This window comes from Streptomyces sp. NPDC027672 (assembly GCF_055566335.1).
The window spans coordinates 161,572-181,985 of the sequence record NZ_JBVHSO010000010.1; the positions used below are offsets into that span (position 1 = coordinate 161,572).

A 20,414-nucleotide genomic window follows, 5' to 3' on the forward strand; every position below is an offset into this window, starting at 1 on the left:
AGCTGTGCGCATGGCTAAGTGGACTCCCCGGCACGAGGCACCGGAACCCCTGGAGGGACCCGTCGTCGCCACGATCACCGGCGGCACCCTCGTGTGGTTCGTCCTCTTCCTGGTACAGCTCCCCTTCTACGGCTGGTTCGACGACCACGGTCACCTGTGGTGGCTGTGGACCTGCCTGGCCGGGGGCGGACTGGGACTGATCGGCATCTGGTACGTCCGGAGGCGGGACGCGGCGATCAAGCGCGCGACGGGCGTGGGGCCGGTGACGGCCGAATAGGCCACCGGCGCGGGGCCGGACCGCGGCCAGCGCGGTGGCTGACCGCCGGGGCGGGGGTTAACCGCCGCCGGGGCGGGGGCTGACCGCCGGGGCGGGGGTCGACCGCCGCCGGGACGGGGACGGACCGCGCCGGGACGGGGACGGACCACCGCCAGGAGGGTGACCACCGCCGGGACGGGGACGGACCGCGGCCGGGGCGGGGGCTGACCGCGCCGGGACGGGGACGGACCACCGCCAGCGCGGGGGCTGACCGCGCCGGGACGGGGACGGACCACCGCCAGCGCGGGGGCTGACCGCCGCCGGGACGGGAACGGACCACCGCCAGGGGTGGGCTGACCACCGCCCGCGCGGGAACGGACCGCCGCCGGGACGGGGACGGACCGCCGTCGGCGCGGGGCCGGGCACGGGCGGCGCCGGTGTCGGGGGGCACGGGTGTCGGTGGGCACCGGTGTGGAGACGCACGTACCGTCGAATGCATGAGCCACATAGACGCGGGCGCGGAACTCGATCCGGTGCATCCGGTGCCGCCGCCGACGACCCGCCCGGCCGGGCTGACCCGCGCCGAAGTGGCGGACCGCGTCGCGCGCGGCCAGGTCAACGACATCCCGGTGCGCAGCAGCCGGTCGCTGGGCGAGATCGTCCGGGCGAACGTCCTCACCCGGTTCAACGCGATCATCGGCGTGCTCTGGCTGGTCATGCTGTTCGTCGCGCCGATCCAGGACAGCCTCTTCGGCTTCGTGATCCTCGCCAACACCGGCATCGGCATCGTCCAGGAGTGGCGGGCCAAGCAGACCCTGGACTCGCTCGCGGTGATCGGCGAGAGCCGGCCCACGGTACGGCGGGAGGGCCGGGCGGCCGAGGTGGCCACCGACGAGATCGTCCTGGACGACCTGATCGAGATCGGCCCCGGCGACAAGATCGTGGTCGACGGGGTGTGCGCGGAGGCGGACGGCCTGGAGATCGACGAGTCGCTGCTCACCGGCGAGGCCGACCCCGTCGTCAAACGCCCCGGCGACCCGCTCATGTCCGGCAGTTTCGTGGTGGCCGGCGGCGGCGCCTTCCAGGCCACCAAGGTCGGCCGCGAGGCCTACGCCGCCCAGCTCGCCGAGGAGGCGTCCCGCTTCACGCTCGTCCACTCCGAGCTGCGCAGCGGCATCTCCGTCATCCTCAAGTACGTCACCTGGATGATGGTCCCGGCGGCCGCCGGGCTCGTCGTCACCCAGCTCGTCGTCAAGAACAACGACCTCAAGGACGCCCTGGCCCGCACGGTCGGCGGGATCGTGCCGATGGTCCCCGAGGGGCTGGTGCTGCTCACCTCCGTCGCCTTCGCGATCGGCGTCATCCGGCTGGGCCGCAGACAGTGCCTGGTGCAGGAGCTGCCGGCCATCGAGGGCCTGGCCCGCGTCGACACCGTCTGCCTGGACAAGACCGGCACCCTCACCGAGGGCGGCATGGACGTCACCGCGCTGCGGCCGCTGAACGGGGCGGACGAGGACTACGTGCGCAAGGTGCTCGGCGCGCTCGGCGAGTCCGACCCGCGTCCGAACGCCTCCCTCCAGGCGATCATCGACGCCTGTCCGGACAGCGAGGAGTGGCGGTGCGTGGAGTCGCTGCCCTTCTCCTCCGCGCGCAAGTACAGCGGGGCCGCGTTCAGCGAGGGCGACGGCGAGACCAGCACCTGGCTGCTGGGCGCCCCGGACGTGCTGCTGGGCCCCGGCGACCCGGCGCTGGCCGAGACCGAGCGGCTCAACGAGCAGGGGCTGCGGGTGCTGTTGCTGGCCCGCGCCCGCCGCGACCTGGACGACCCCGAGCCGGCCCGGGGCGCCCGCCCCGCCGCGCTGGTCGTACTGGACCAGCGGCTGCGCCCGGACGCCTCCGACACCCTGCGCTACTTCGCCGAGCAGGACATCCGTACCAAGGTCATCTCCGGGGACAACGCGGTGTCGGTCGGTGCGGTCGCCGCGAAGCTGGGCCTCGCGGGCACGGCGGTGGACGCGCGGCGGCTGCCCGGCGAGCGGTCCGCGATGGCCGAGGCGCTGGACTCGGGCACGGTCTTCGGACGGGTCACCCCGCGGCAGAAGCGGGACATGGTCGGCGCGCTCCAGTCGAGCGGCCACACGGTGGCGATGACCGGGGACGGCGTGAACGACGTGCTGGCCCTGAAGGACGCGGACATCGGTGTCGCCATGGGTTCCGGTTCGGAGGCGACGCGGGCGGTGGCCCAGATCGTGCTGCTGGACAACAGTTTCGCGAGCCTGCCCTCGGTGGTCGGCGAGGGCCGCCGGGTGATCGGCAACATCACGCGGGTGGCCACGCTGTTCCTGGTGAAGACGGTGTACTCGGTGCTGCTGGCGCTGCTGGTGGTGTGCTGGGGGGTGGAGTACCCGTTCCTGCCCCGGCACCTGACCCTGCTGTCCACGCTCACCATCGGCGTCCCGGCCTTCTTCCTGGCCCTGGCGCCGAACAACGAGCGGGCCAGACCGCACTTCACACGCCGGGTGATGCGGTACGCGATTCCCGGCGGGGTGGTGGCCGGGGCGGCGACCTTCGTGACGTACCTGCTCGCCCGGCACCACTACACCGGGCCCGGCGCCCTGGGCGCGGAGACCAGCGCGGCCACCCTGACCCTGTTCCTGGTGTCCATGTGGGTCCTGGCGGTCATCGCCCGCCCCTACACCTGGTGGCGGGCGGTGCTGGTGGCCTCGATGGGCGCGGCCTTCCTGCTGGTGCTCGCCGTGCCCGCGCTCCAGGACTTCTTCGCGCTGCGGCTGGTCGGCGTGGAGACGCCGTGGACGGCGGTCGGCGTGGCGGTGGTGGCGGCGGCCGGTCTGGACCTGCTGTGGCGCCGGGTCGGCCGCCGCGCACCGGACTAGCGGTTACTGCACGTCGACGTAGTCACCGGCGGCGCTGACGGCGCCCGAGGTGGTCGACCCGGCGTAGCTGTAGCGGTAGTAGCCGTCGTAGCCGGCCGTGACCGTCGTCTTCAGCGCGCCCGTGGCGGAGGAGGTGACGGTCTTGACGGTGGTGTAGGTGGTGGAGCCGGCCTTGCGGAACTGGAGCTGCACCGACTGGCTGGAAAAGGCGCCGTACGTGCCGCGCTCCCAGTCGGCGCGGGTCAGCTTGCCGGTGACCGTGAGCGTGGCGCCCTTCTTCACCGGCTCCGGGGCGGCGTCAGCGGTGAGCTTGGTGCCGCGGCGGACCGGGAGGGTGCCGAGGTCGCTCTGCCACTTCTCGGCCTGGGTCTTCTTGTCGACCGCGACACCGCCCCGCTTCCAGGTGCCGGCGTCGGAGTTGTACAGCTCCTCGGCGGGCAGGGTGATCGTGGCCGAGCAGTTCACGGTGGTCGAGTCCACCGTGGTGCAGCTGCCCGGTTCGTCGCTGCCGACCAGGGTGTCGGCGTCCTGCGCCGAGGTGCCGCGGTACAGGAGCGGACCGGTCTGGACGTTCGTCATCGAGACGGTGGTGGGGTGCGTGACGGTGTAGGTCGCCTTGACCTCGACCGTGGAGGTGGCACCGAGGGTGATCGCCTTGCCGCCGTTGATCTCCACGTGGGAGAAGGTGACGTTCGGCGCGGTGCCGGCCGCGTGGGCGGCGGGCACGGCGAAGGCGGACAGGGCCAGGGCGCCGGAGACGGCGGCCACGGTGGCACGGATGCGCATGTGTGTTTCCCCTGGAGGGAGAGTGATCGTCGAGTCGGTCGACTCACGCGCTCAGATCCACGAGACAGACAACGGGTTGTACGGCAAGAGCACGTTCCGGCCAGATTTTCCACGCCGATTACCCCCTGGGGCCGCTCATTACCCACGCATGGCACGCAGCAGAGGAAACGTTCCGGCTCCGGGGGCGGCACACGCTCCCGGAGCCGGACCGGCACCGCCTACTTCACATCGACGAAGTCGCCCGCGGCGCTGACCGCGGCGCTGCTGGAGTTACCCGCGTAGGAGAAGCGGTAGTAGCCGTCGGCCGTGGCCGTGGTGGTGGTCTTCAGGTTGCCCTTGGCGTCCGCCTTGACGGTCTTGAGCGTGGTGTAGGCGGTGGCGCTCTTCTTGCGGAACTGGAGCTTCACGGACTGCGAGCCGTAGGCGCCGTACTTCAGCGACTCCCAGTTGGCGCGGGTGAGGGCACCGGTGACGGTGAGCGCCTTGCCCTTCTTCACCGGCTCCGGAGCGGCGTTGACGGTCAGCTTGGTGGCGCGCTGGAAGGAGAAGGTGCCGGCCTTCTCCTTCCAGTTGTAGTCGCCGTCGTTCGCGTCGACCCACACGTCCACGTACCAGGTGCCCGCGCTCTTGTTGCTGAGGTAGTCCGTCCTCGGGTCGAGCTTCACCGAGGCGGTGCAGGTGGAGGTGGTGGTGTTGACCTTGGTGCAGGCGGGCTTGCCGGTGGAGGCGTACCCGTAGCCGGGGCCGTAGAGCTCGAACGAGTTGGCGCCCTTGATGCCCGAGTTGTCGGTAGCGGTCACGCTGACCTTGACGGTCACCGCGGCCGAGGTACCGATCTGCACCTTGTTGTCGCCGTCCACGACGACCTTGGTGACCTTCGTGTCGCCGTAGCTGCCCGAGGCCTGGGCGGCCGGTACGGCGAGGGCGGACAGGGCCAGGGCGCCGGTGACGACGGCGACGGAGGCACGGATGCGCATGTAGTGGTCCCCACGTTCAGATCTGAGGGAGTCGGGTGTGACTCCGCTGATTTGACGCGGGGACAAGGTGAAAGGTTGTACTACTGGTAAGGATTTCGTGAGGAGTTGGCCGAGTGACGGGCCGCCGGGGTCAGTCGAACCAGCGGTCCCGGGCCAGTTCCTCCGTCCGTGACGGGTCCTCCAGCAACGCGGCCACCTCGAACCGCCGCGGCCACTGCCCCGCCGCCCACGCGAGGCCCGCCGCGACCCCTTCCAGCGTGGCCGCGTGCAGCACTCCGTCGTCGGTGAGCCGCCAGTCGATCTCCACGCCGTCCACGACGAGTTCCTCGTGCTCGACGTAGGTCTGCGGCGTCCGCGGCCCGAGCAGCACCCGCACCGCGTCCGGCACGCCGTGCTCGGCGCCCTCGGAGTGCACCGCGCCGGTGACGGACTCGCTCAGCCGCCGCACCTGGAACAGCTCTGCCAGCTCGGCGGCCCGCGCCGGCCGCACCGGCAGCAGCGGCACCCCGGAGGTGAACGGCAGCAGGTCCGGCGAGTCGACCACGACGGCCGACCCGGCGTCCACGACCACCGTCCGCCCGTCGACCACGGCGCGCAGCTCGTCCGGCAGCGTCACCCGGTCGGGGTCGAGGTCCGCCAGCGCGCTGTACAGCCCGTGCAGTTGGGCGGGCGTGACCGGACGCTCCGGGTCGGCGAGCCGGTCCAGCAGCTCGGCGGCGCCGCCGGGCTCGTCCAGCAGCGCGGCGACGGAGGTGCGCACGCCGAGCGCCCGCAGCACCTGCTCGTCCTCGAACCCGGTGGCGTCGGCCTCGTCGTACAGCCCGCGCAGCAGCGGGTCGCCGCCGGCCGCGAGCAGACCGGCCGGGCGCCGCCCGTCCAGCACCGGGTGGCCGCGCAGCCACCACGCGGTGTACGGCCGTACGGCCTCGTGGGTGCCGTCGGGCAGCAGGACGCGCACGGGCTGGGTCAGCGCGTCCCGCAGCGGCGGCCGGGCCAGCAGGGCCAGCGCCTCGGGCCAGTGGTCGTCGTCCACCAGCTCCAGGTCGCGGACGGCGACGAGTTCGGTGGCGACGGGCGGCACCGGGCTGTCCGGGAACCGGTCGAGGATGTCCTCGCACCACACGTCCACGGCGTCCAGCAGTCCGGCGTCGTCGGGCTCGGCGTAGTCGCCCTCGCGGGGTTCCAGCTCGTCCGGGTCGAGGACCACGTCGGTGGCGCGGACCAGCGCGAAGTCGGTGAGCACCCCGCACGCGGCGAGCGGCTGCCCGCCCCACCGGCTCGCCAGCTCGGCGTCCACGGCGGCCAGTTCGTCCGCCCGGATCACCCGCGCGAACGGGCTGCCGGGGAACACCAGCTCGCCGGCGGGCGCCAGTTCGCCGTCCTCGTCGGGCAGCGCCAGAGCGCCCAGCCAGGGTTCGTCGCCCGGTTCCAGGCCCGCGTCCCGGACCAGGGCGAGCACGGTGTCGGCCAGTTCCTCGGCGTCGAGCGCGTCCTCCTCCCAGCCGAGGCCGCCGTCCGCGTCCAGGGAGCCCGCCACGGCGGCCCGCACCTGCGGGGTGGTCAGCACCGCGCGCGGGGTCGCGGGCAGCGCGCCCAGCTTCTCCAGCAGCGGGTGCGCGGCGTCCGGGTGGACGACCTTCAGGCCGAGCCGGCCCAGCACGTCCGGGTCGATCACGGGCGCGTCCGGGGTGGGCAGCAGTACCTGCCGGGGGCCGATGGCGGTGCGTCCCGCCCCGGAGCCGGAGCCCTGGGAGGCGCTCCCGGCAAGCGGCACGGGCAGCCCGGACAGCCGTTCCGGGTCGACGCCGGCGAGACTGTCGTACAGCCGCCACCACCAGCCCGGTTCCTTCTCCAGCCCGGCGAGCCGGTCGACGGCGTCGGCGAGCGGCAGCCGGGCGACACCCAGCGTGCGCAGCTCGGTGCGGCGCTCCAGCCCGGCCGGCAGCAGGGTGGGCAGCACCTCGGCCAGCACCCGTACGGTGCCGGCCCCGGCGCCCTCCACCACCTCGGCGTCCCGGGGCCGCAGGGCGTGCGGCAGGTCCTCGTCGCCCTTCGGCTCGGCGGCCGGCGGCAGGAACGCGGTGCGCGGCAGCCGCTCCAGCACGGCCTGCCGCAGCGCGCCGTCCAGCGCGCCCTTGCCGAGCGGTCCGGGCACGAGGTCGATGATGCCCTCGCCCACCGGCCGCCATCCGGCGAGCAGGTCGGCGTAGGCGTCGGCGGCGCGCTGCACCAGGAAGTCGGTGAGCGGCCCGGGTGCCGCGTGCCGGCGGGTGGTGTCCAGCGGGAACGAGGCGATGAGCAGCGCGGGCACGCCCAGCGGCTCCTCGCTCGGCGTCGGCGCGTGCACGACGGCGCTGGTACGCGGCCGGACCGGGGCGCCGTAGGCGTCGACGGGCACGGCCCAGGTCACCGACCAGTGGGGCCGCAGCCGTTCCTCCACGGGCCGGTCGGCGAGCAGATCGGGCGTCAGCGGCCCGTGCGCGGCCGCGGTACGCCAGTGGGTGACGCCGTGCCGGGAGTCCTCCACGACGGTGAAGGCCCCGTCGGTACGGCGGCTCAGCGTGCGCGGCGCCTGTCCCTCGACCTCCACGACGACCTCCGCCAGCCCGGGCAGGGCGAGCAGCAGCGCGTCGTCCACACCGGCGAGCAGCCGCTCGGCGAGATCGGCGGCGGCGGTGTCGCGCAGCGGCAGGATGACCGCGGTGTCGTACGGCTCCGGGGCGGTGCCCTCGGCGGCGAACGGCAGCCGCAGCACGGGCACGTGGCCGTCCCGGCGCCGCACCTCGTCGCCCAGTCCCGGGCTGTGCCGGGCCGTTTCGGCGGCCAGTTCCCGGGCCTCCGCCAGCGACCAGCGGACCCCGCCGTGCCGTCCCACGATCGCCGGCTCGTCGGTGACGGCGAGCACGGCGGCGAAACCGACGCCGAACCGGCCGACGGCACCGTGCGTGGCCTCGGTGTCCCGCTTCGCGGAGGCGCGCAGCGTGGACAGCGACTCGACGCCGGCCGCGTCCAGCGGGGCGCCGGTGTTCGCGGCCACGAGCACGCCGTCGCGGAGGGTCAGCCGCAGCCGCCCGGGGGTCTTCGCCCGCGCGGCGGCGTCGGCGGCGTTCTGGGCCAGCTCGACGACGAGCCGGTCCCGGTAGCCGCCGAGGACGAGATCCTCCTCGGCGTTGGCGTCCTCCCGGAACCGGGCGGGGCTGGTCGCCCAGGCGTCGAGGACACCGCGCCGCAGCCTGGCCGTTCCGAACGGATCGGCCCCCTCGGCCGCCGGCCGCACGAACTTGCTCACGTTGACTCTCCTCTTCCGCGTGAGGACGAAGGTACAGCGCGCGGGGGCGGCGGCGGAGCGCAGAGGTGGGGCGTGCGGGGCCCGCACACCACCCGGCGTGCGCCGGGGAGTGACCCCGCACAACCCGCTGGTCACTCTTCACGGAGGGCGGACGCGGCCAGGCTGAGGGGTGTGAAACAGGAAACCTCCCCCCGCGTCCTGCCCCGCGTCCTGCCTTACACGGTGCGGCTCTCCCCCACGCCCCGCGGGGCCCGGCTGGCCCGGCTGCTCGCCACGGAGCAACTGCGGTCCTGGGGCCTGCCCGTGGACCCCGGGGCGGTGGTCGTGGCGGAGCTGGCCGCGAACGCCGTCACCCACGGGCGCGTGGCCGGGCGGGACTTCCGGCTGACGCTGTACGCCGCCGGGGACGTGCTGCGGATCGAGGTGACGGACACCCGGGGCGACCGGCTGCCCCTGCGCGGGCCGGGCGGACCGGACGCCGACGGCGGCCGGGGACTGCTGCTCGTGGACGCGCTCGCGCTGCGCTGGGGCACGGCGCCCGGGCCGGCGCCGCTGAAGACCGTCTGGGCGGAGGTGCGGACCGGCAGGGGCGGCACACCGGCGGCGGACCGGCCGGGAGCCGACCTCGGGGACGGACTCGGCCGGCTCGGAGAGTTTGGGGCAATCGGAGGGTTCGGACGGGGTGAAGCCGAGCTGGTCTTCTAGAGCGCTCGCGCTCCGCCGGTGACCGCGCCGGGGCGGACGGCGGACGGGTCTACGGCTGGCCTGTGCACCCGGTCCACGGGCCACGGGCCACGTACGCCGTCAGCACGCACCCGGGCCCGACGGGCCCCCGCACACGGTCCGCAGCGTGGGCACCGGGCACGGCAGCGCAGTCCCGAGCCGACACGCGCGGGACCGTCCCGGTCCGGAAGCCCGGGGAGGGCCCGCGGCCCGGCGCGAGCGGGGCCCTCGGGGGGCCGCCGCACGCGGCGCCGGCGGGTCCGGGGCCGTCCGCCACTCGGCCCGGGCCGCCGAGGAGGGCGGGCCGGTGACGCCGGGGAGGGGCCGCTGTGGTGGTCGCCGACGCGGCCGGAGTCAGGAGTGGCCGAGTTCTGCTGTCTCGTCGTCGCCGGTCTCCGGGACGGAGCCGGAGTCGCGGGCCGGGCGGAGCGGGAAGGGGTCGACCCGGGTCTCGTCGATGACCGGCGGCGCCGGCTGCGGAGGCTTCGGCATGACCGCGGCCTCCGAGTGCCCGCCGCAGCCGTAGGCCAGGGAGACCACCCGGCCGTCCGCCGGGGAGAACTCGTTGGCGCAGACCCCGAAGGCCTGGCCCAGGGAGCCGCCGATGCGGGCCAGGAAGCCGCAGCTCACGCAGGTGGCGGGGGCCGCCTGCGCCATGGCGGTCTTGGGGCCGAACGCGTCCTCCCAGCGGTCGGCGGCGACCCGCAGGCCGTACCGGGACAGCACCCGCGCGCGGCGCAGGCCCAGTTCCTCGGCGACGGACGCGATCGTGCCGCGGGACGGCGCCGGCTGGGTGGCCGGGGTGCCCGGCGTGACGTCGGCGTCCTCCGCCTCGGCCAGTTCCCGCATCTCGTCGGAGACCGGCGAGTTCGGCGGCGGCTCCTCCTCGCCCGTGTACCCGGGCTCCAGGCGCAGGTCGTCCTGGTCGGTGGGGAGCAGGTCGCCGGGGCCGAGGTCGCCGGGGCGCAGCCGCTCGCTCCACGGCACCCACTCGGGCGCGAGGAGGGCGTCGGAGCCGGGCAGCAGGACGACCTCGTCCAGGGTCACCGTCTTGGCGCGGGAGGCACGGGCCACCGTGACGGCCCAGCGCCAGCCCCGGTAGCCCAGCTCCTTGCACTCGAAGAAGTGCGTGACAACGCGGTCGCCCTCGGACACGAGACCGGCGTGCTCGCCCACCACACCGGGCGCGGCGGCCTCCTCGGCGGCGGCGCGGGCGAGGTCGACGGCCTCGGCGCACAGGCGGTCGGGGGTGCGGCTTCGCGTTGTCGCTGCGCTCACAGGTATCGCTTCTCTCCTACGCCGTCTCGTCGAGTGCGGCTGCCTCCGGCGGTTTCGCCTACGGAGCGGACCTGGGGACCGCATCGACGTCTGCATCCGCGCGCCCGGGCGCACCTCTGCCATCCATTCTGCGTTATGGCTGAGACAGGCACGCTACACCGGGCGGGATTCCTGCATTTTCCCACCCGGCCCACCGGACGGCCCACCCGGCCCCCGCGGACGGCCGGCACCGGCCCGGCGGACGGCCGGCGCGGCCCCGGCGGCGCCGTGCCGGACGCCGCCATCCGTGCCGTAGCGCACTATCCGCCCGGATCTCGGGGCACTATGAACGTCGTGGCAGCCGCGGACAAGGCGAGTGGTCGGGGCGGCGGTTCGGGCCGGGTGGGCGGTGCCGTCCGCGCGGTGGGCCGTGCCCTGCGTCTTCCGGTCACCGGCGCGGCGCGCGTCATCCGCCGGGTCACGCACGCGCACGGCGCGGGCGAGTCGGGCCTGGGCAAGCTGATCGAACTGCACGCGGTGAACGGCGCGGGCGACGTCATGGTCACCGTGGCGCTGGCGTCCACGGTGTTCTTCTCGGTGCCGACCGACGAGGCGCGCGGGCGGGTCGCCCTCTATCTCGCCATCACCATGGCGCCGTTCACCGTGCTCGCCCCGGTCATCGGACCGCTGCTGGACCGCCTGCCGCACGGGCGGCGGGCGGCGATGGCGGGCGCGATGCTGGCGCGGGCGCTGCTCGCGCTGGTCGTCTCGGGCGCGGTGGCGAGCGGCGGTCTCCAGTTGTATCCGGCGGCGCTGGGCGTGCTGGTGGCGTCCAAGGCGTACGGCGTGGTCCGCAGCGCCGTCGTGCCGCGGCTGCTGCCACCGCGGTTCTCGCTCGTGAAGGCCAACTCCCGGGTGACGCTCGCGGGCCTGCTGGCCACCGGGGCCGCCGCCCCGGTGGCGGCCGGCCTGCACACGCTCGGCGATCCCTGGCCGCTGTACGGCGCCTTCGTGATCTTCGCCGCCGGTACGTTCCTGTCGTTCTCCCTGCCGCCCGTCGTGGACTCGGCCAAGGGCGAGGGCATCGCCCTGCTGGCGGCCGGCGGGGACCGGCCGCGCGGGCCGGACCGCAAGCAGGCCAGGCGGCCCGGGCTGCGCACGGTGGGGCCCGCCGTCACGCACGCGCTCGGCGCCAACGCCGCCCTGCGCTGCCTGTCCGGTTTCCTGATCTTCTTCCTCGCGTTCCTGCTGCGCGAGCACCCGCTGACCGGGCAGAGCGCGGCGGTCTCGCTGGGCATAGTCGGCATCGCGGCGGGCGCGGGCAACGCGCTGGGTACGGCCCTGGGGGCGTGGCTGCGGTCCCGCGCCCCGGAGATGATCATCGTGGCCGTCGTCGCGGTGGCGCTCGGCGCCGGGGTCGTCGCCGCCGTGTTCTTCGGCACCTTCCTGGTGGCGTGCCTGGCGGCGGTCGCCGGGTTCGCGCAGGCGCTGGCCAAGCTGGCGCTGGACGCGCTGATCCAGCGGGACGTGCCGGAGGCGGTGCGCGCCTCGGCGTTCGCCCGCGCGGAGACGCTGCTGCAGATGGCGTGGGTGCTGGGCGGCGCGGTCGGCATCGTGATGCCGCTGGACGGCACGGTCGGGCTGCTGGTCGGCTCCGCGTTCGTGGCCGCCGGCTGGCTGACCACCGTACGGGGACTGCTGGCCTCGGCCCGGCAGGGCGGCCGGACGGGACCGAGGTGGCAGGAGGTCGCGGGCGACACCGGCCCGTCGGCCCCTTGACCGGCGGGCCGGCACGGATCCGCCGGCCCGCGACCGGTCGGGCGCCAGCGACACGTCGGCCCCGCGCCCCGTGGGCGGCAGCGGGCCCGGCCGGTGCTCGGCCCCGTGGTCCGTGGGCCGGCGTCGGACCGGTCGCCGGGCACGCGTGGCGTAACGAACCGGGCACGCCGTACCCCGCGTGGGCGGGCGGCTCCGGACGCCCGATAGCCTTCGGCCATGACCACGCTGCAATCCGCTGTGCGACGCCGCCGCGCCGTCGCCGCCGCCGGCGCCGTTTCCGCCGGACTGCTCGTCCTGTCGGCCTGCGACAAGCCGAGCCCCGTCGCGACGATCACGGTCGGCGGTAACTCGGTCAACTCCGAGGCCCTCTGCTACAACGACGGCGACAAGCTGACCGCCGACTCGCTGAAGGACTGCGTCAAGAACTCCGGCGACGTGGAGTCGATCAAGGTCGGCCAGGACGAGACCGTCCGGATCGGCGTCGACCCGAAGATCGCCGACGCGGGCTGGATCGTGCTGGTCAACGGCCGCCAGTTCACCGACTCCAGCAAGGAGACGTACCGCACGATCCCGAGCAGCGCCTTCTTCAACGCCCAGTACGGCACGCAGGGCGAGACCAACACGCTCGCGATCCAGATGGGCGACAAGACGAACAAGGGCGTGTGGTCCTTCAAGCTGAAGAAGGACTGACCACGCCCTCCGTCCCGGTCCTCGTCGCCACCGCCGTCCCCGCCGAGCGGGACGCGGTGGCCCGGGCGCTGCCTGGACCGGCCGAGGAGGTACGGCTGCCCGGCGCGGCCCTGTGCCGGACGGCCGCGGGCTGGGACCTGCTCGCCGCCGGGGTCGGACCGGCGCTCGCCGCCGCGTCCACCGCCGGCGCCCTGACCGCCGCCGCGCTGGCCGGCCGGCCCTACGGCCTGGTCGTCTCGGCCGGGATCGGCGGCGGCTTCGCGCCGGACGCGCCGCTCGGTTCGCTCGTCGTCGCCGACGCGATCACCGTGGCCGACCTGGGCGCCGAGACCGCCGACGGCTTCCTGCCGGTCACCGAACTCGGGTTCGGGACCGTCAGCCACCACCCGCCGGAATCACTCGTACGCGCCACCGCCGAGGCCACCGGCGCCCGTACCGGAACGATCCTGACCGTCTCCACGGTGACCGGCACCGCCGCCCGTGCCGCCGCCCTGCGCGCCCGGCACCCCGGCGCGCTCGCCGAGGGCATGGAGGGGTTCGGGGTGGCGGAGGCCGCCGCCGCGCACGGCGTGCCCGTGCTGGAGATCCGCGCGGTCTCCAACCCGGTCGGGCCCCGCGACCGCGCCGCCTGGCGCATCGGCGACGCCCTCGCCGCCCTCACCGGAGGCTTCGGGAAGCTGGCGCCCGCATTGGAGAGTTGGCACCTGTATGACCAGTGAGCAGCAGCGGTCCCTGCGGATCGCGTACTCCCCCTGCCCGAACGACACCTTCGTCTTCGACGCCCTCGCCCACGGCCGCGTCCCCGGCGCGCCCGCGCTGGACGTGACGTTCGCCGACATCGACATCACCAACGGCATGGCCGAACGCGGTGAGTTCGATGTGCTGAAGGTGTCCTACGCCGTCCTGCCGTACGTCCTCGACGAGTACGCGCTGCTGCCGTGCGGCGGCGCGCTGGGGCGGGGCTGCGGACCGCTGGTGCTCACCCGGGAGCCGGGCGCCGACCTCACGGGCCGTACGGTCGCGGTGCCGAGCGAGAAGTCGACCGCCTATCTGCTGTTCCGGCTGTGGGCGGCGGACACCCTGCCGGGCGGGGTCGGCGAGATCGTGGTCATGCCGTTCCACGAGATCATGCCGGCCGTGCGGGACGGCAAGGTGGACGCGGGCCTGGTGATCCACGAGGCCCGGTTCACCTACCAGAACTACGGGCTGCACAAGCTGGCCGACATGGGCGAGCACTGGGAGCGGACCACCGGGCTGCCGATCCCGCTGGGCGCGATCATCGCCAAGCGGTCGCTGGGCGCCGGCACGCTCGGCCGGCTCGCCGACTCCGTCCGGGCGTCCGTGCGGGCCGCCTGGGACGACCCGGAGGCCTCCCGGCCGTACGTCATGGCGCACGCCCAGGAGATGGACCCGGCCGTCGCCGACCAGCACATCGGGCTCTACGTCAACGAGTTCACGGCCGGTCTCGGCGAGGACGGTTACGCGGCGGTCCGGGGACTGCTCACCCGAGCGGCGGCCGAGGGACTCGTACCGCCCCTCGGCCCGGACGCGCTCGCGTTTCCCTGAGGAATACCGCGTGGCCGACGGGGTGCTCAGACGTCCAGTTGGTCGGCGACCGCGCGGAGCAGACCGGCGATCTTCTTGCCCGAGGCCTTCTCCGGATAACGGCCCTTCTCCAGCATCGGAGTGATGTTCTCCAGAAGGGTCGTCAAATCCTGCACGATCGAGGCCAGCTCGTCCGGCTTCTTGCGCTGGGCGGCGGCGACCGACGGCGTCGGGTCGAGCACGATCACCGACAGCGCCTGGTCACCGCGCTGACCGGCGACGACGCCGAACTCCACGCGCTGTCCCGGCTTGAGCGCTTCGACTCCGGCGGGGAGAACCGAGGAATGGACGAAGACGTCACCGCCGTCGTCGCGGGAGAGAAAGCCGAAGCCCTTCTCGCTGTTGAACCACTTGACCTTGCCAGTCGGCAAAGCACACACTCCCTCGATCGCTCCAGGCACGTCCTGGCACTACCCTCTACAGCCGTCGAACCAGCCTACCGGCCCTCTCCCCACGTGGGCACGGGCGGAAACAGCGGAGAGTATCGAAAGCGACACAGAGGCTCCTGTTTGAAGGCGGGGCGCTGTCACACACATACGCGTCAGATCCTTGACATGATGCCGCCCCCCGATGTAGGCGCTGCGCCGAATGCCTGACGGATCGTCGGAACCTTCCCTGTGCGCCGCCCTCCCGTCGACAAGGCGGGGCAGAGCCGCGATTTGAGGGGGTCTCATATTCTTGGTTATGAGACCGGTCTCATGACCCCCACAAGACAGAGTCTCTATGTCCGATTTCAGTCTGGTTTGCCTGGGAGTTGGCGAGACCCGTCCGCGAGACTGTCCCAAACTGACTTATGAGACTGGTATCGTAAGTCTCGTTGGGACGGCTTGAGACTGGAGAGACGATGACCACCTACGCATACGGCTACGCCCGAGTCAGCACCACCGCACAGGACTTGCAGCGTCAGTTGGACTGGCTTGCCTCTCAGGGCGTGCCGACGGAGCGCACCTATGCCGACAAGAGGACAGGCACGGACTTTGAGCGTGAGGGACTGGCCTCTGTGCTGGCACAGCTTCGCTCCGGTGACGTTCTGTACGTCGCTTCCCTGGACAGGCTTGGACGCACCATGCACAAGGTGCTCGCCCTCATTGCCGAGTTGCGAGAGAAGGGTGTTCACCTGGTGATCGGGGGAGCGATGACCATTGACACTCGCGTTGGTGGTCCGGCTACCGATATGGCTCTCTTGATGCTCGGTACGTTCGCTGAGATGGAACTGATCTTCCAGAGGGAGCGCCGTGCATCTGCCCGCGCCTCTCGCGAGTCCAGCGGGAAGAGCTGGGGGCGTCCCAGGGAGATTGACCGTTCGGCCGTTCTGGCAGACCTCAACGACGGCATGAGCGTGATGAAGGTGGCAGCTAAGTACGGGATTGGTCGGGCAACCGTCTTCCGCATCAAGGGGGAAGCCAAGAGTAATTGATGAAAAACCGACCAGAAAACCTCCGCCTTTTTCGGGTGGAGGTTTTCTTCATTCTCCGGCGCAATCCGGTTGGTGCAACCAGGAAAAATGCGGTTCCGACTACTGGTCGGCGAAAGTCAGTGATCCGGTCTCGTAGGCCGACGGCGACGGCCAGGACATACGCGGCTGCGCGCCGGACTGCCCGAACGCGTGCGGCTGGAAAGCCGTGCTGCGAGTCTCCGACTGCTCCCCGTCCCCCCCGGCCTGCTCCGGCGGCCGGTAACCGTGCTTCTCCAGGAAGTTGCTCGTGATGTTCTGGATACCGTCGACCAGGCCGCCGAACTGCTCGTGACTCAAGTTCTGGGGATTCGGGATTCCTGCGGTGCTCATTGAGTGATCCTCTCTCCTGCTCCCTTTCAGGCTACTGTCTCCGGTCCCACATCTGGTAGCCATTCGCATGACCAGACCCCTTAGTCTGAGCCCATTCCTTTTAAGGGTAGGGGGGGGTGAATTCATAGGCTACTACTCACCATTACCGGGAATTACAATTCAGGCCACTTACCCGGAATGGCTGGGAAATTCGTGCGACCCACCCCCGGTTTCACCATGGTTGGCACGCTGCTGTAGCTGCTAAAGGGCCGTTTCATGGGGCGGAGCGCCTGGAGTAGTTGCTAGATGGGGGAACATCACAACTGCCGTAGGCAGTGGCCGTGAGTCGGTGTAACAACTAGCGGCCGTGGAATTGAGAGAAAATGCCGACGGACTGAGACTCCGTGAGTTGATACGCAGCACCGGGCAGAGCATGTCTCTCGCGTGTATATGCCATAGGGGGAGTCATAGGCAGTGAGGAGGTTTTCCTCCGGCCCCGGAAACGTCGACCGGGAGCAGCGGGCGAACGGGGCGCAGCCGTGGTGCTGTGTGGCTCTCTCGTCTGTGTAGGGCGTGACAGCGGGGGAATCTCCCATCGGCCCCGAATTCGGCTCCCAGGGCGCTGCGTGGGCCCGTTGTAGGCGTAGGCCGTGACACTGTCCCTAAGCCTCGTTCGCGAGGGGGGTTATGCGTCACAGGGAGAGCAGCGCGGAAGCTCTCCTCCGGCCCCGGTTTCAGGCCACTGCCTCGGAGCCTCGCGCACGAGGGGGGTTATAGCTCACAGGGGAAATGAAAACTCCCCCCGGACGTGACACCGAGGGGAGCGATCCAGCGTGAACAACCCGAACAACGATTTACCGAATGAGTACCAGTTCCCTACTTACGCAGCATACAGGTAAACGCTGCGCACACCCATGAGCCCTTCCGGGCCCTGTGACGTAGCAAGGTGACCGGCCTCAATCAGACTGTTCACCGTGTCATTAAAGTCGCCACGGGACGCCCCGGGAAACGACGTGAGGAAGTCGCGCTGAACCTGCTCGTAGTCGGCCCGTACGTATGCGTCGGTGTACCGGCGCACCATGGCGACGACGGCCGGGCCGACGTTCTCCACCAGGCTGGTGCGCTGTGCTGCTGCTGCCTGCTCTGCTGCTGCCTGCTCTGCTGCGGCGCGCTGCTGCGCCTGCCCAGCCTGTCGGACCGCGTATGTGCTGATGTTCTGCGGAGTCCAAAAGTTACTCATGGGGAATTCCTTCGGGAGAGTCTTCCTGTTCTCATTCCCAACGTAGGGCAAGGGGAAGGAACGTTGGTAAATGCGGAGGGTTATATCAACTCTGCGGAGGCATGTAGTTGCTAGCCGGCTCGGTCCGCTCCTGGTCCCGTGAACCTTCTGATCACACCCCCATGAACCTTCTGATCACACCTACGGCGCTCCCGTGAACCTTCTGATCACACAATCAATTCCAAGAACCTTCTAGTAATGCCGGGAAGGTAATCCATGCCAGGAACTAACCGCGCAAGGCGCGGTAGGGGAGGGAATTAGGCTGCGACTGCCATAGGGACCGGGAGAGACTTCCCGGCCCGGTAGGTACCGGCAAGATGCTCCGGCACGGTGTAAACCCTCGTCCCCTTCCGGCCGGTCTCTCCGGTGGGGAGCAGCAGGCCGGATTCCACCAGGCGCTTAGCCGACCTGGTGACGGCCTCCCTGGTCATTCCTGCTCGCTCGCCGATCGTTCCGGCTGCTGCGGAAATTCCCTCGGGCCCGAGAAACGACCGCATGGCCACCCACGCCAGGAAGTCGCCGTCTGTATCGGCCTGCTCCAGGACGGCCAGGGGAACGTGTACGTACGGGTATGCCGTGCCCTTCCTGGTCATCATGACTTCCCGGAGGGACCGCGCCCGGACGTCCTTCCACTTTGCGCCGTCGGCCCGCTTCTCGACAGAGTTACGCATAGCCGCTAGCCACTGGTCGGCCTTTTCATCAGTCGTGAGACGGTCTGGAGACGGCCAGTAGCGCGTAACTCCCCTAGTGCCGGTCTCTTCCATCACCACCCATTCCGCGAGGGCGTACGAGGCTTTCAGCGCTTTCTGCCGAGCCATGCCGTTCCAGACCTGGCCGAGGTCAACGGCCGACAGGTCGACGTAATCCCGCTTCCCTGAGTGGCGCTCCAATTGGACCCACTGCCGGAAGGGAGCAGGCTTCAACGTCCCCAGCATCGCACGGGGAACCATGCTGTAAGCCGCCGCGCCGTTCGTGGTTGAATACATGTGAGGCTCTTCCTGTCTCTGGCTCGACCCCCTCGCTTCCACGGCTATCGGGGGTCGAGCCTCTTTATTTTCTCCAGGAAGTGTCTCCAGGAAGTCGCCCCACCTGGTAATACCGGGGATTGGTACCAACTTCCCGACAGTAAGTATCAACTCATGTAATGACAGAAACGCCCTGCGCCCCTTACCGGTTATAAACGGCGGCTCCCGTCCTGGCAGCCTGACAAAGACAGGGAAAGTCAGTTAGTACCCAGGAAGGGTTTCCATGGGAATCGTCATTTCGCTGGATGACTACCGGCGACGGAAGGGCCTCCCCATCCCCCGGATCTCGACGACGGTCACGACGGCCGGGAAGCGTCAATGCGCGGAGGCCGACTGCGGGCGAGCGGTGCACGCAAAGGGACTGTGCAGCCGGTGCTACTCCCGGCAGTACCAGGCCCGGAAGCGGCGGGAGCAGCAGCCGACGACGGCCAGCAGGCCGACGGCTCCGGCCCGTTCTCGGCGCGCTGCGCGGTCGGCCGTCGTCGTGACGGACGTTGACCCGTGGGCAGTCGTCCGGGAAGCCCTGGTGATGCCGGAGCGCCGTCCTGCTGCCCGACGGGAGGCCGTCGGTGTCTGAGCGTGTGGAAGTCGTCCCCGTGGTCGACGTTGACCGGCCGACGGTGTGCGGCACGGCCGACTGCTCCCGGCCGCCGAGGTGGCGCGGCCTGTGTCAGTGCTGCTACTCGCGGGAGTGGAAGGCTGCTCGCCGGAGGGCCTTCCAGGCGCAGCGCGCGGCCGAGCTGGCGGCGCTCGCGGAGTGGGCCGACACCGAGCCGGCTGTCTGCTGAGAGCCCCTGAGGGCCTGTCTGGCATTGGGGACCAGCGAGCAGCGCAGGAGCGTTACAGCGGCGTACAGGGGGCTTTACGGGCCATCCCTGGGGGTGTGGTCGACGCGGGGTCAGGACTCAATGGCCTTGAGCCCCTGATACGCCTCTCGCAGATCTGCGCTCTCCGGAAGCTGTCGAGCCTCTACAGCCCTTACAACTTCCAGCGCACGCCAATGGTTGGAGGGGACCACTCGGCCGGACAGAATGGCTTTCTGCGCCGAGTCGCACGCTTCGTCTAGCCGATCTTCCTTGAGGAGTACCAAGGCAAGGTCGATATTCGCTGAAGCCACACGCCTAGGCCATTTGGTCACGTCGTCACTCGGGCTCAGCCTCTCGATTACTTCCCTGGCGTACGGCTCTGCCGCTACGTCTCCAAGCCAAGCAAGCGTTGTAGCCGTGTAGGACAGAGCCTTTGCAGGGTCGTACCGATAGTGATGCTCTGGCGTATCGGGAGCGCCGATAGCAGCAGACATGTTCTGTACCCGCTCAATGGCGGAGTAGGTGTCTTTGGCTTCCCCGAGCCGTGCGTGTGCTCTGCCCTCTTGGGCGGTTGCCTGAATGTGTCCAGAGGAACCAGCCGGGGCAATCTTCTGTGCAGCACGGGAGAGGTCAACGGCCTGGATGTAATCCCCGTCAGTCAGCACGCGCCATGCCTCAGTCTCATAGCACCATGCCTCAATCTCAGGGTGTCCGGCTTCCCTGGCAAGCGTTGCTGCTGTCTCCAGACGGGCCGTAGCGGCATCGTCTTGCATCAAGTCGATATGGACCGTGGCACCCAAAAGAGACAGCCAACCCCCGATGACCAGCAACCGCCGATGCTCTGAAAGAGTCTTCCGGCCGTCGAGCAACTTCCCCACATAGGCAGAGTGCTTACGGACATGGCGCAAGAGGTCTTCCGGCTTGGCTTTTGGATAGGCCATGGCCAAGTCATCAAAGGCACGCTCTAGCCGTTCAAGGGTGGCTGTACCCACATCACTCGCCTGTACGCGTCGAGCAAGTTCCCAAGCGTCCATCTCATCATCGTGAGACCCGCTGTCCTCAACTGTCAGGGAGAGGCCGAGGTATTCATTAACGGCTTGTGTGAACTCAGGAGAGGGAGCCTGTTTCCCATTGAGTACACGACTCAGATAGGCAACGTCGTAATGAAGTTCCTTGGCTGCACCTCTGAGGCTTTTCCCCTGCGCCTTGAGTGCCGTCCGTACCTCAGACCCGAAGTCGATCATCCCGCCGCCCGTGCAGTGTGGACTGTTGACTCTGAGCAT

General features: G+C 70.8%; 17 protein-coding genes. 8 read left to right on the forward strand and 9 right to left on the reverse strand.

Annotation, left to right across the window (positions count from 1 at the left end; all coding sequences use genetic code 11):
• Window positions 1–10 precede the first annotated feature (10 nt).
• Window positions 11–277 (forward strand): DUF2530 domain-containing protein, encoded by a 267-nt coding sequence (locus tag ACZ4SV_RS24445; protein ID WP_468006400.1) that lies wholly within the window; start codon window positions 11–13, stop codon window positions 275–277.
• Window positions 278–753: 476 nt separating this feature from the next.
• Window positions 754–3,150, forward strand: coding sequence for an HAD-IC family P-type ATPase (locus ACZ4SV_RS24450; protein WP_468006401.1), 2,397 nt, complete (start codon window positions 754–756; stop codon window positions 3,148–3,150).
• 3 nt (window positions 3,151–3,153) lie between these two features.
• Here the strand turns inward: ACZ4SV_RS24450 and ACZ4SV_RS24455 are convergent, their stop codons facing one another.
• From ACZ4SV_RS24455 to ACZ4SV_RS24465, 3 genes are all read right to left on the reverse strand, one after another.
• On the reverse strand, window positions 3,154–3,936 hold the full coding sequence (locus ACZ4SV_RS24455; protein WP_468006402.1) for a hypothetical protein: 783 nt from the start codon (window positions 3,934–3,936) through the stop codon (window positions 3,154–3,156).
• 218 nt (window positions 3,937–4,154) lie between these two features.
• Complete coding sequence (locus tag ACZ4SV_RS24460) at window positions 4,155–4,913, reverse strand: calcium-binding protein (protein ID WP_468006403.1); 759 nt, start codon at window positions 4,911–4,913, stop codon at window positions 4,155–4,157.
• A 130-nt stretch (window positions 4,914–5,043) separates the two neighbouring features.
• On the reverse strand, window positions 5,044–8,202 hold the full coding sequence (locus ACZ4SV_RS24465) for a sacsin N-terminal ATP-binding-like domain-containing protein (protein ID WP_468006404.1): 3,159 nt from the start codon (window positions 8,200–8,202) through the stop codon (window positions 5,044–5,046).
• Between the two features lie 171 nt (window positions 8,203–8,373).
• Here ACZ4SV_RS24465 and ACZ4SV_RS24470 point away from each other — a divergent pair, with 171 nt between their 5' ends.
• The gene (locus ACZ4SV_RS24470; RefSeq protein ID WP_468006405.1) at window positions 8,374–8,907 is read left to right on the forward strand and encodes an ATP-binding protein; all 534 of its coding nucleotides are present in this window, start codon (window positions 8,374–8,376) and stop codon (window positions 8,905–8,907) included.
• Between the two features lie 372 nt (window positions 8,908–9,279).
• On the opposite strand, the gene ACZ4SV_RS24475 is transcribed toward ACZ4SV_RS24470, so the two are convergent.
• On the reverse strand, window positions 9,280–10,203 hold the full coding sequence (locus ACZ4SV_RS24475; RefSeq protein WP_468006406.1) for a DUF3027 domain-containing protein: 924 nt from the start codon (window positions 10,201–10,203) through the stop codon (window positions 9,280–9,282).
• A 324-nt stretch (window positions 10,204–10,527) separates the two neighbouring features.
• Here ACZ4SV_RS24475 and ACZ4SV_RS24480 point away from each other — a divergent pair, with 324 nt between their 5' ends.
• The 4 genes from ACZ4SV_RS24480 (at window position 10,528) to ACZ4SV_RS24495 (ending at window position 14,217) form a co-directional block, all read left to right on the forward strand.
• Window positions 10,528–11,961 (forward strand): MFS transporter, encoded by a 1,434-nt coding sequence (locus ACZ4SV_RS24480; RefSeq protein WP_468006407.1) that lies wholly within the window; start codon window positions 10,528–10,530, stop codon window positions 11,959–11,961.
• Between the two features lie 216 nt (window positions 11,962–12,177).
• Window positions 12,178–12,651 carry a DUF2771 domain-containing protein gene (locus ACZ4SV_RS24485; RefSeq protein WP_365871258.1) on the forward strand — a complete coding sequence of 158 codons (474 nt, stop codon included), beginning with the start codon at window positions 12,178–12,180 and terminating at the stop codon, window positions 12,649–12,651.
• Entirely contained in the window at window positions 12,624–13,370 is a 747-nt protein-coding gene (locus tag ACZ4SV_RS24490; RefSeq protein ID WP_365871260.1) for a futalosine hydrolase, read from the forward strand. Before ACZ4SV_RS24485 ends, ACZ4SV_RS24490 begins: the two co-directional genes overlap by 28 nt.
• The gene (locus tag ACZ4SV_RS24495; protein ID WP_365871262.1) at window positions 13,360–14,217 is read left to right on the forward strand and encodes a 1,4-dihydroxy-6-naphthoate synthase; all 858 of its coding nucleotides are present in this window, start codon (window positions 13,360–13,362) and stop codon (window positions 14,215–14,217) included. The genes ACZ4SV_RS24490 and ACZ4SV_RS24495 overlap by 11 nt, the downstream gene beginning before the upstream one ends.
• 26 nt (window positions 14,218–14,243) lie before the next feature.
• On the opposite strand, the gene ACZ4SV_RS24500 is transcribed toward ACZ4SV_RS24495, so the two are convergent.
• Window positions 14,244–14,627: a cold-shock protein gene (locus tag ACZ4SV_RS24500; protein ID WP_285559186.1), complete on the reverse strand. Its 384-nt coding sequence runs from the start codon at window positions 14,625–14,627 to the stop codon at window positions 14,244–14,246.
• Between the two features lie 473 nt (window positions 14,628–15,100).
• Here ACZ4SV_RS24500 and ACZ4SV_RS24505 point away from each other — a divergent pair, with 473 nt between their 5' ends.
• Window positions 15,101–15,673 (forward strand): recombinase family protein, encoded by a 573-nt coding sequence (locus tag ACZ4SV_RS24505; RefSeq protein WP_468006409.1) that lies wholly within the window; start codon window positions 15,101–15,103, stop codon window positions 15,671–15,673.
• A gap of 99 nt (window positions 15,674–15,772) precedes the next feature.
• On the opposite strand, the gene ACZ4SV_RS24510 is transcribed toward ACZ4SV_RS24505, so the two are convergent.
• From ACZ4SV_RS24510 to ACZ4SV_RS24525, 4 genes are all read right to left on the reverse strand, one after another.
• Window positions 15,773–16,042: a hypothetical protein gene (locus tag ACZ4SV_RS24510; protein WP_468006411.1), complete on the reverse strand. Its 270-nt coding sequence runs from the start codon at window positions 16,040–16,042 to the stop codon at window positions 15,773–15,775.
• Window positions 16,043–16,901: 859 nt separating this feature from the next.
• Window positions 16,902–17,261, reverse strand: a complete 360-nt coding sequence (locus ACZ4SV_RS24515) for a hypothetical protein (protein ID WP_468006413.1) — start codon at window positions 17,259–17,261, stop codon at window positions 16,902–16,904.
• Window positions 17,262–17,557: 296 nt separating this feature from the next.
• Entirely contained in the window at window positions 17,558–18,436 is an 879-nt protein-coding gene (locus tag ACZ4SV_RS24520) for a hypothetical protein (protein ID WP_468006414.1), read from the reverse strand.
• Between the two features lie 787 nt (window positions 18,437–19,223).
• Window positions 19,224–20,375, reverse strand: coding sequence for a helix-turn-helix domain-containing protein (locus ACZ4SV_RS24525; protein WP_468006416.1), 1,152 nt, complete (start codon window positions 20,373–20,375; stop codon window positions 19,224–19,226).
• Between the last annotated feature and the right edge of the window lie 39 nt (window positions 20,376–20,414).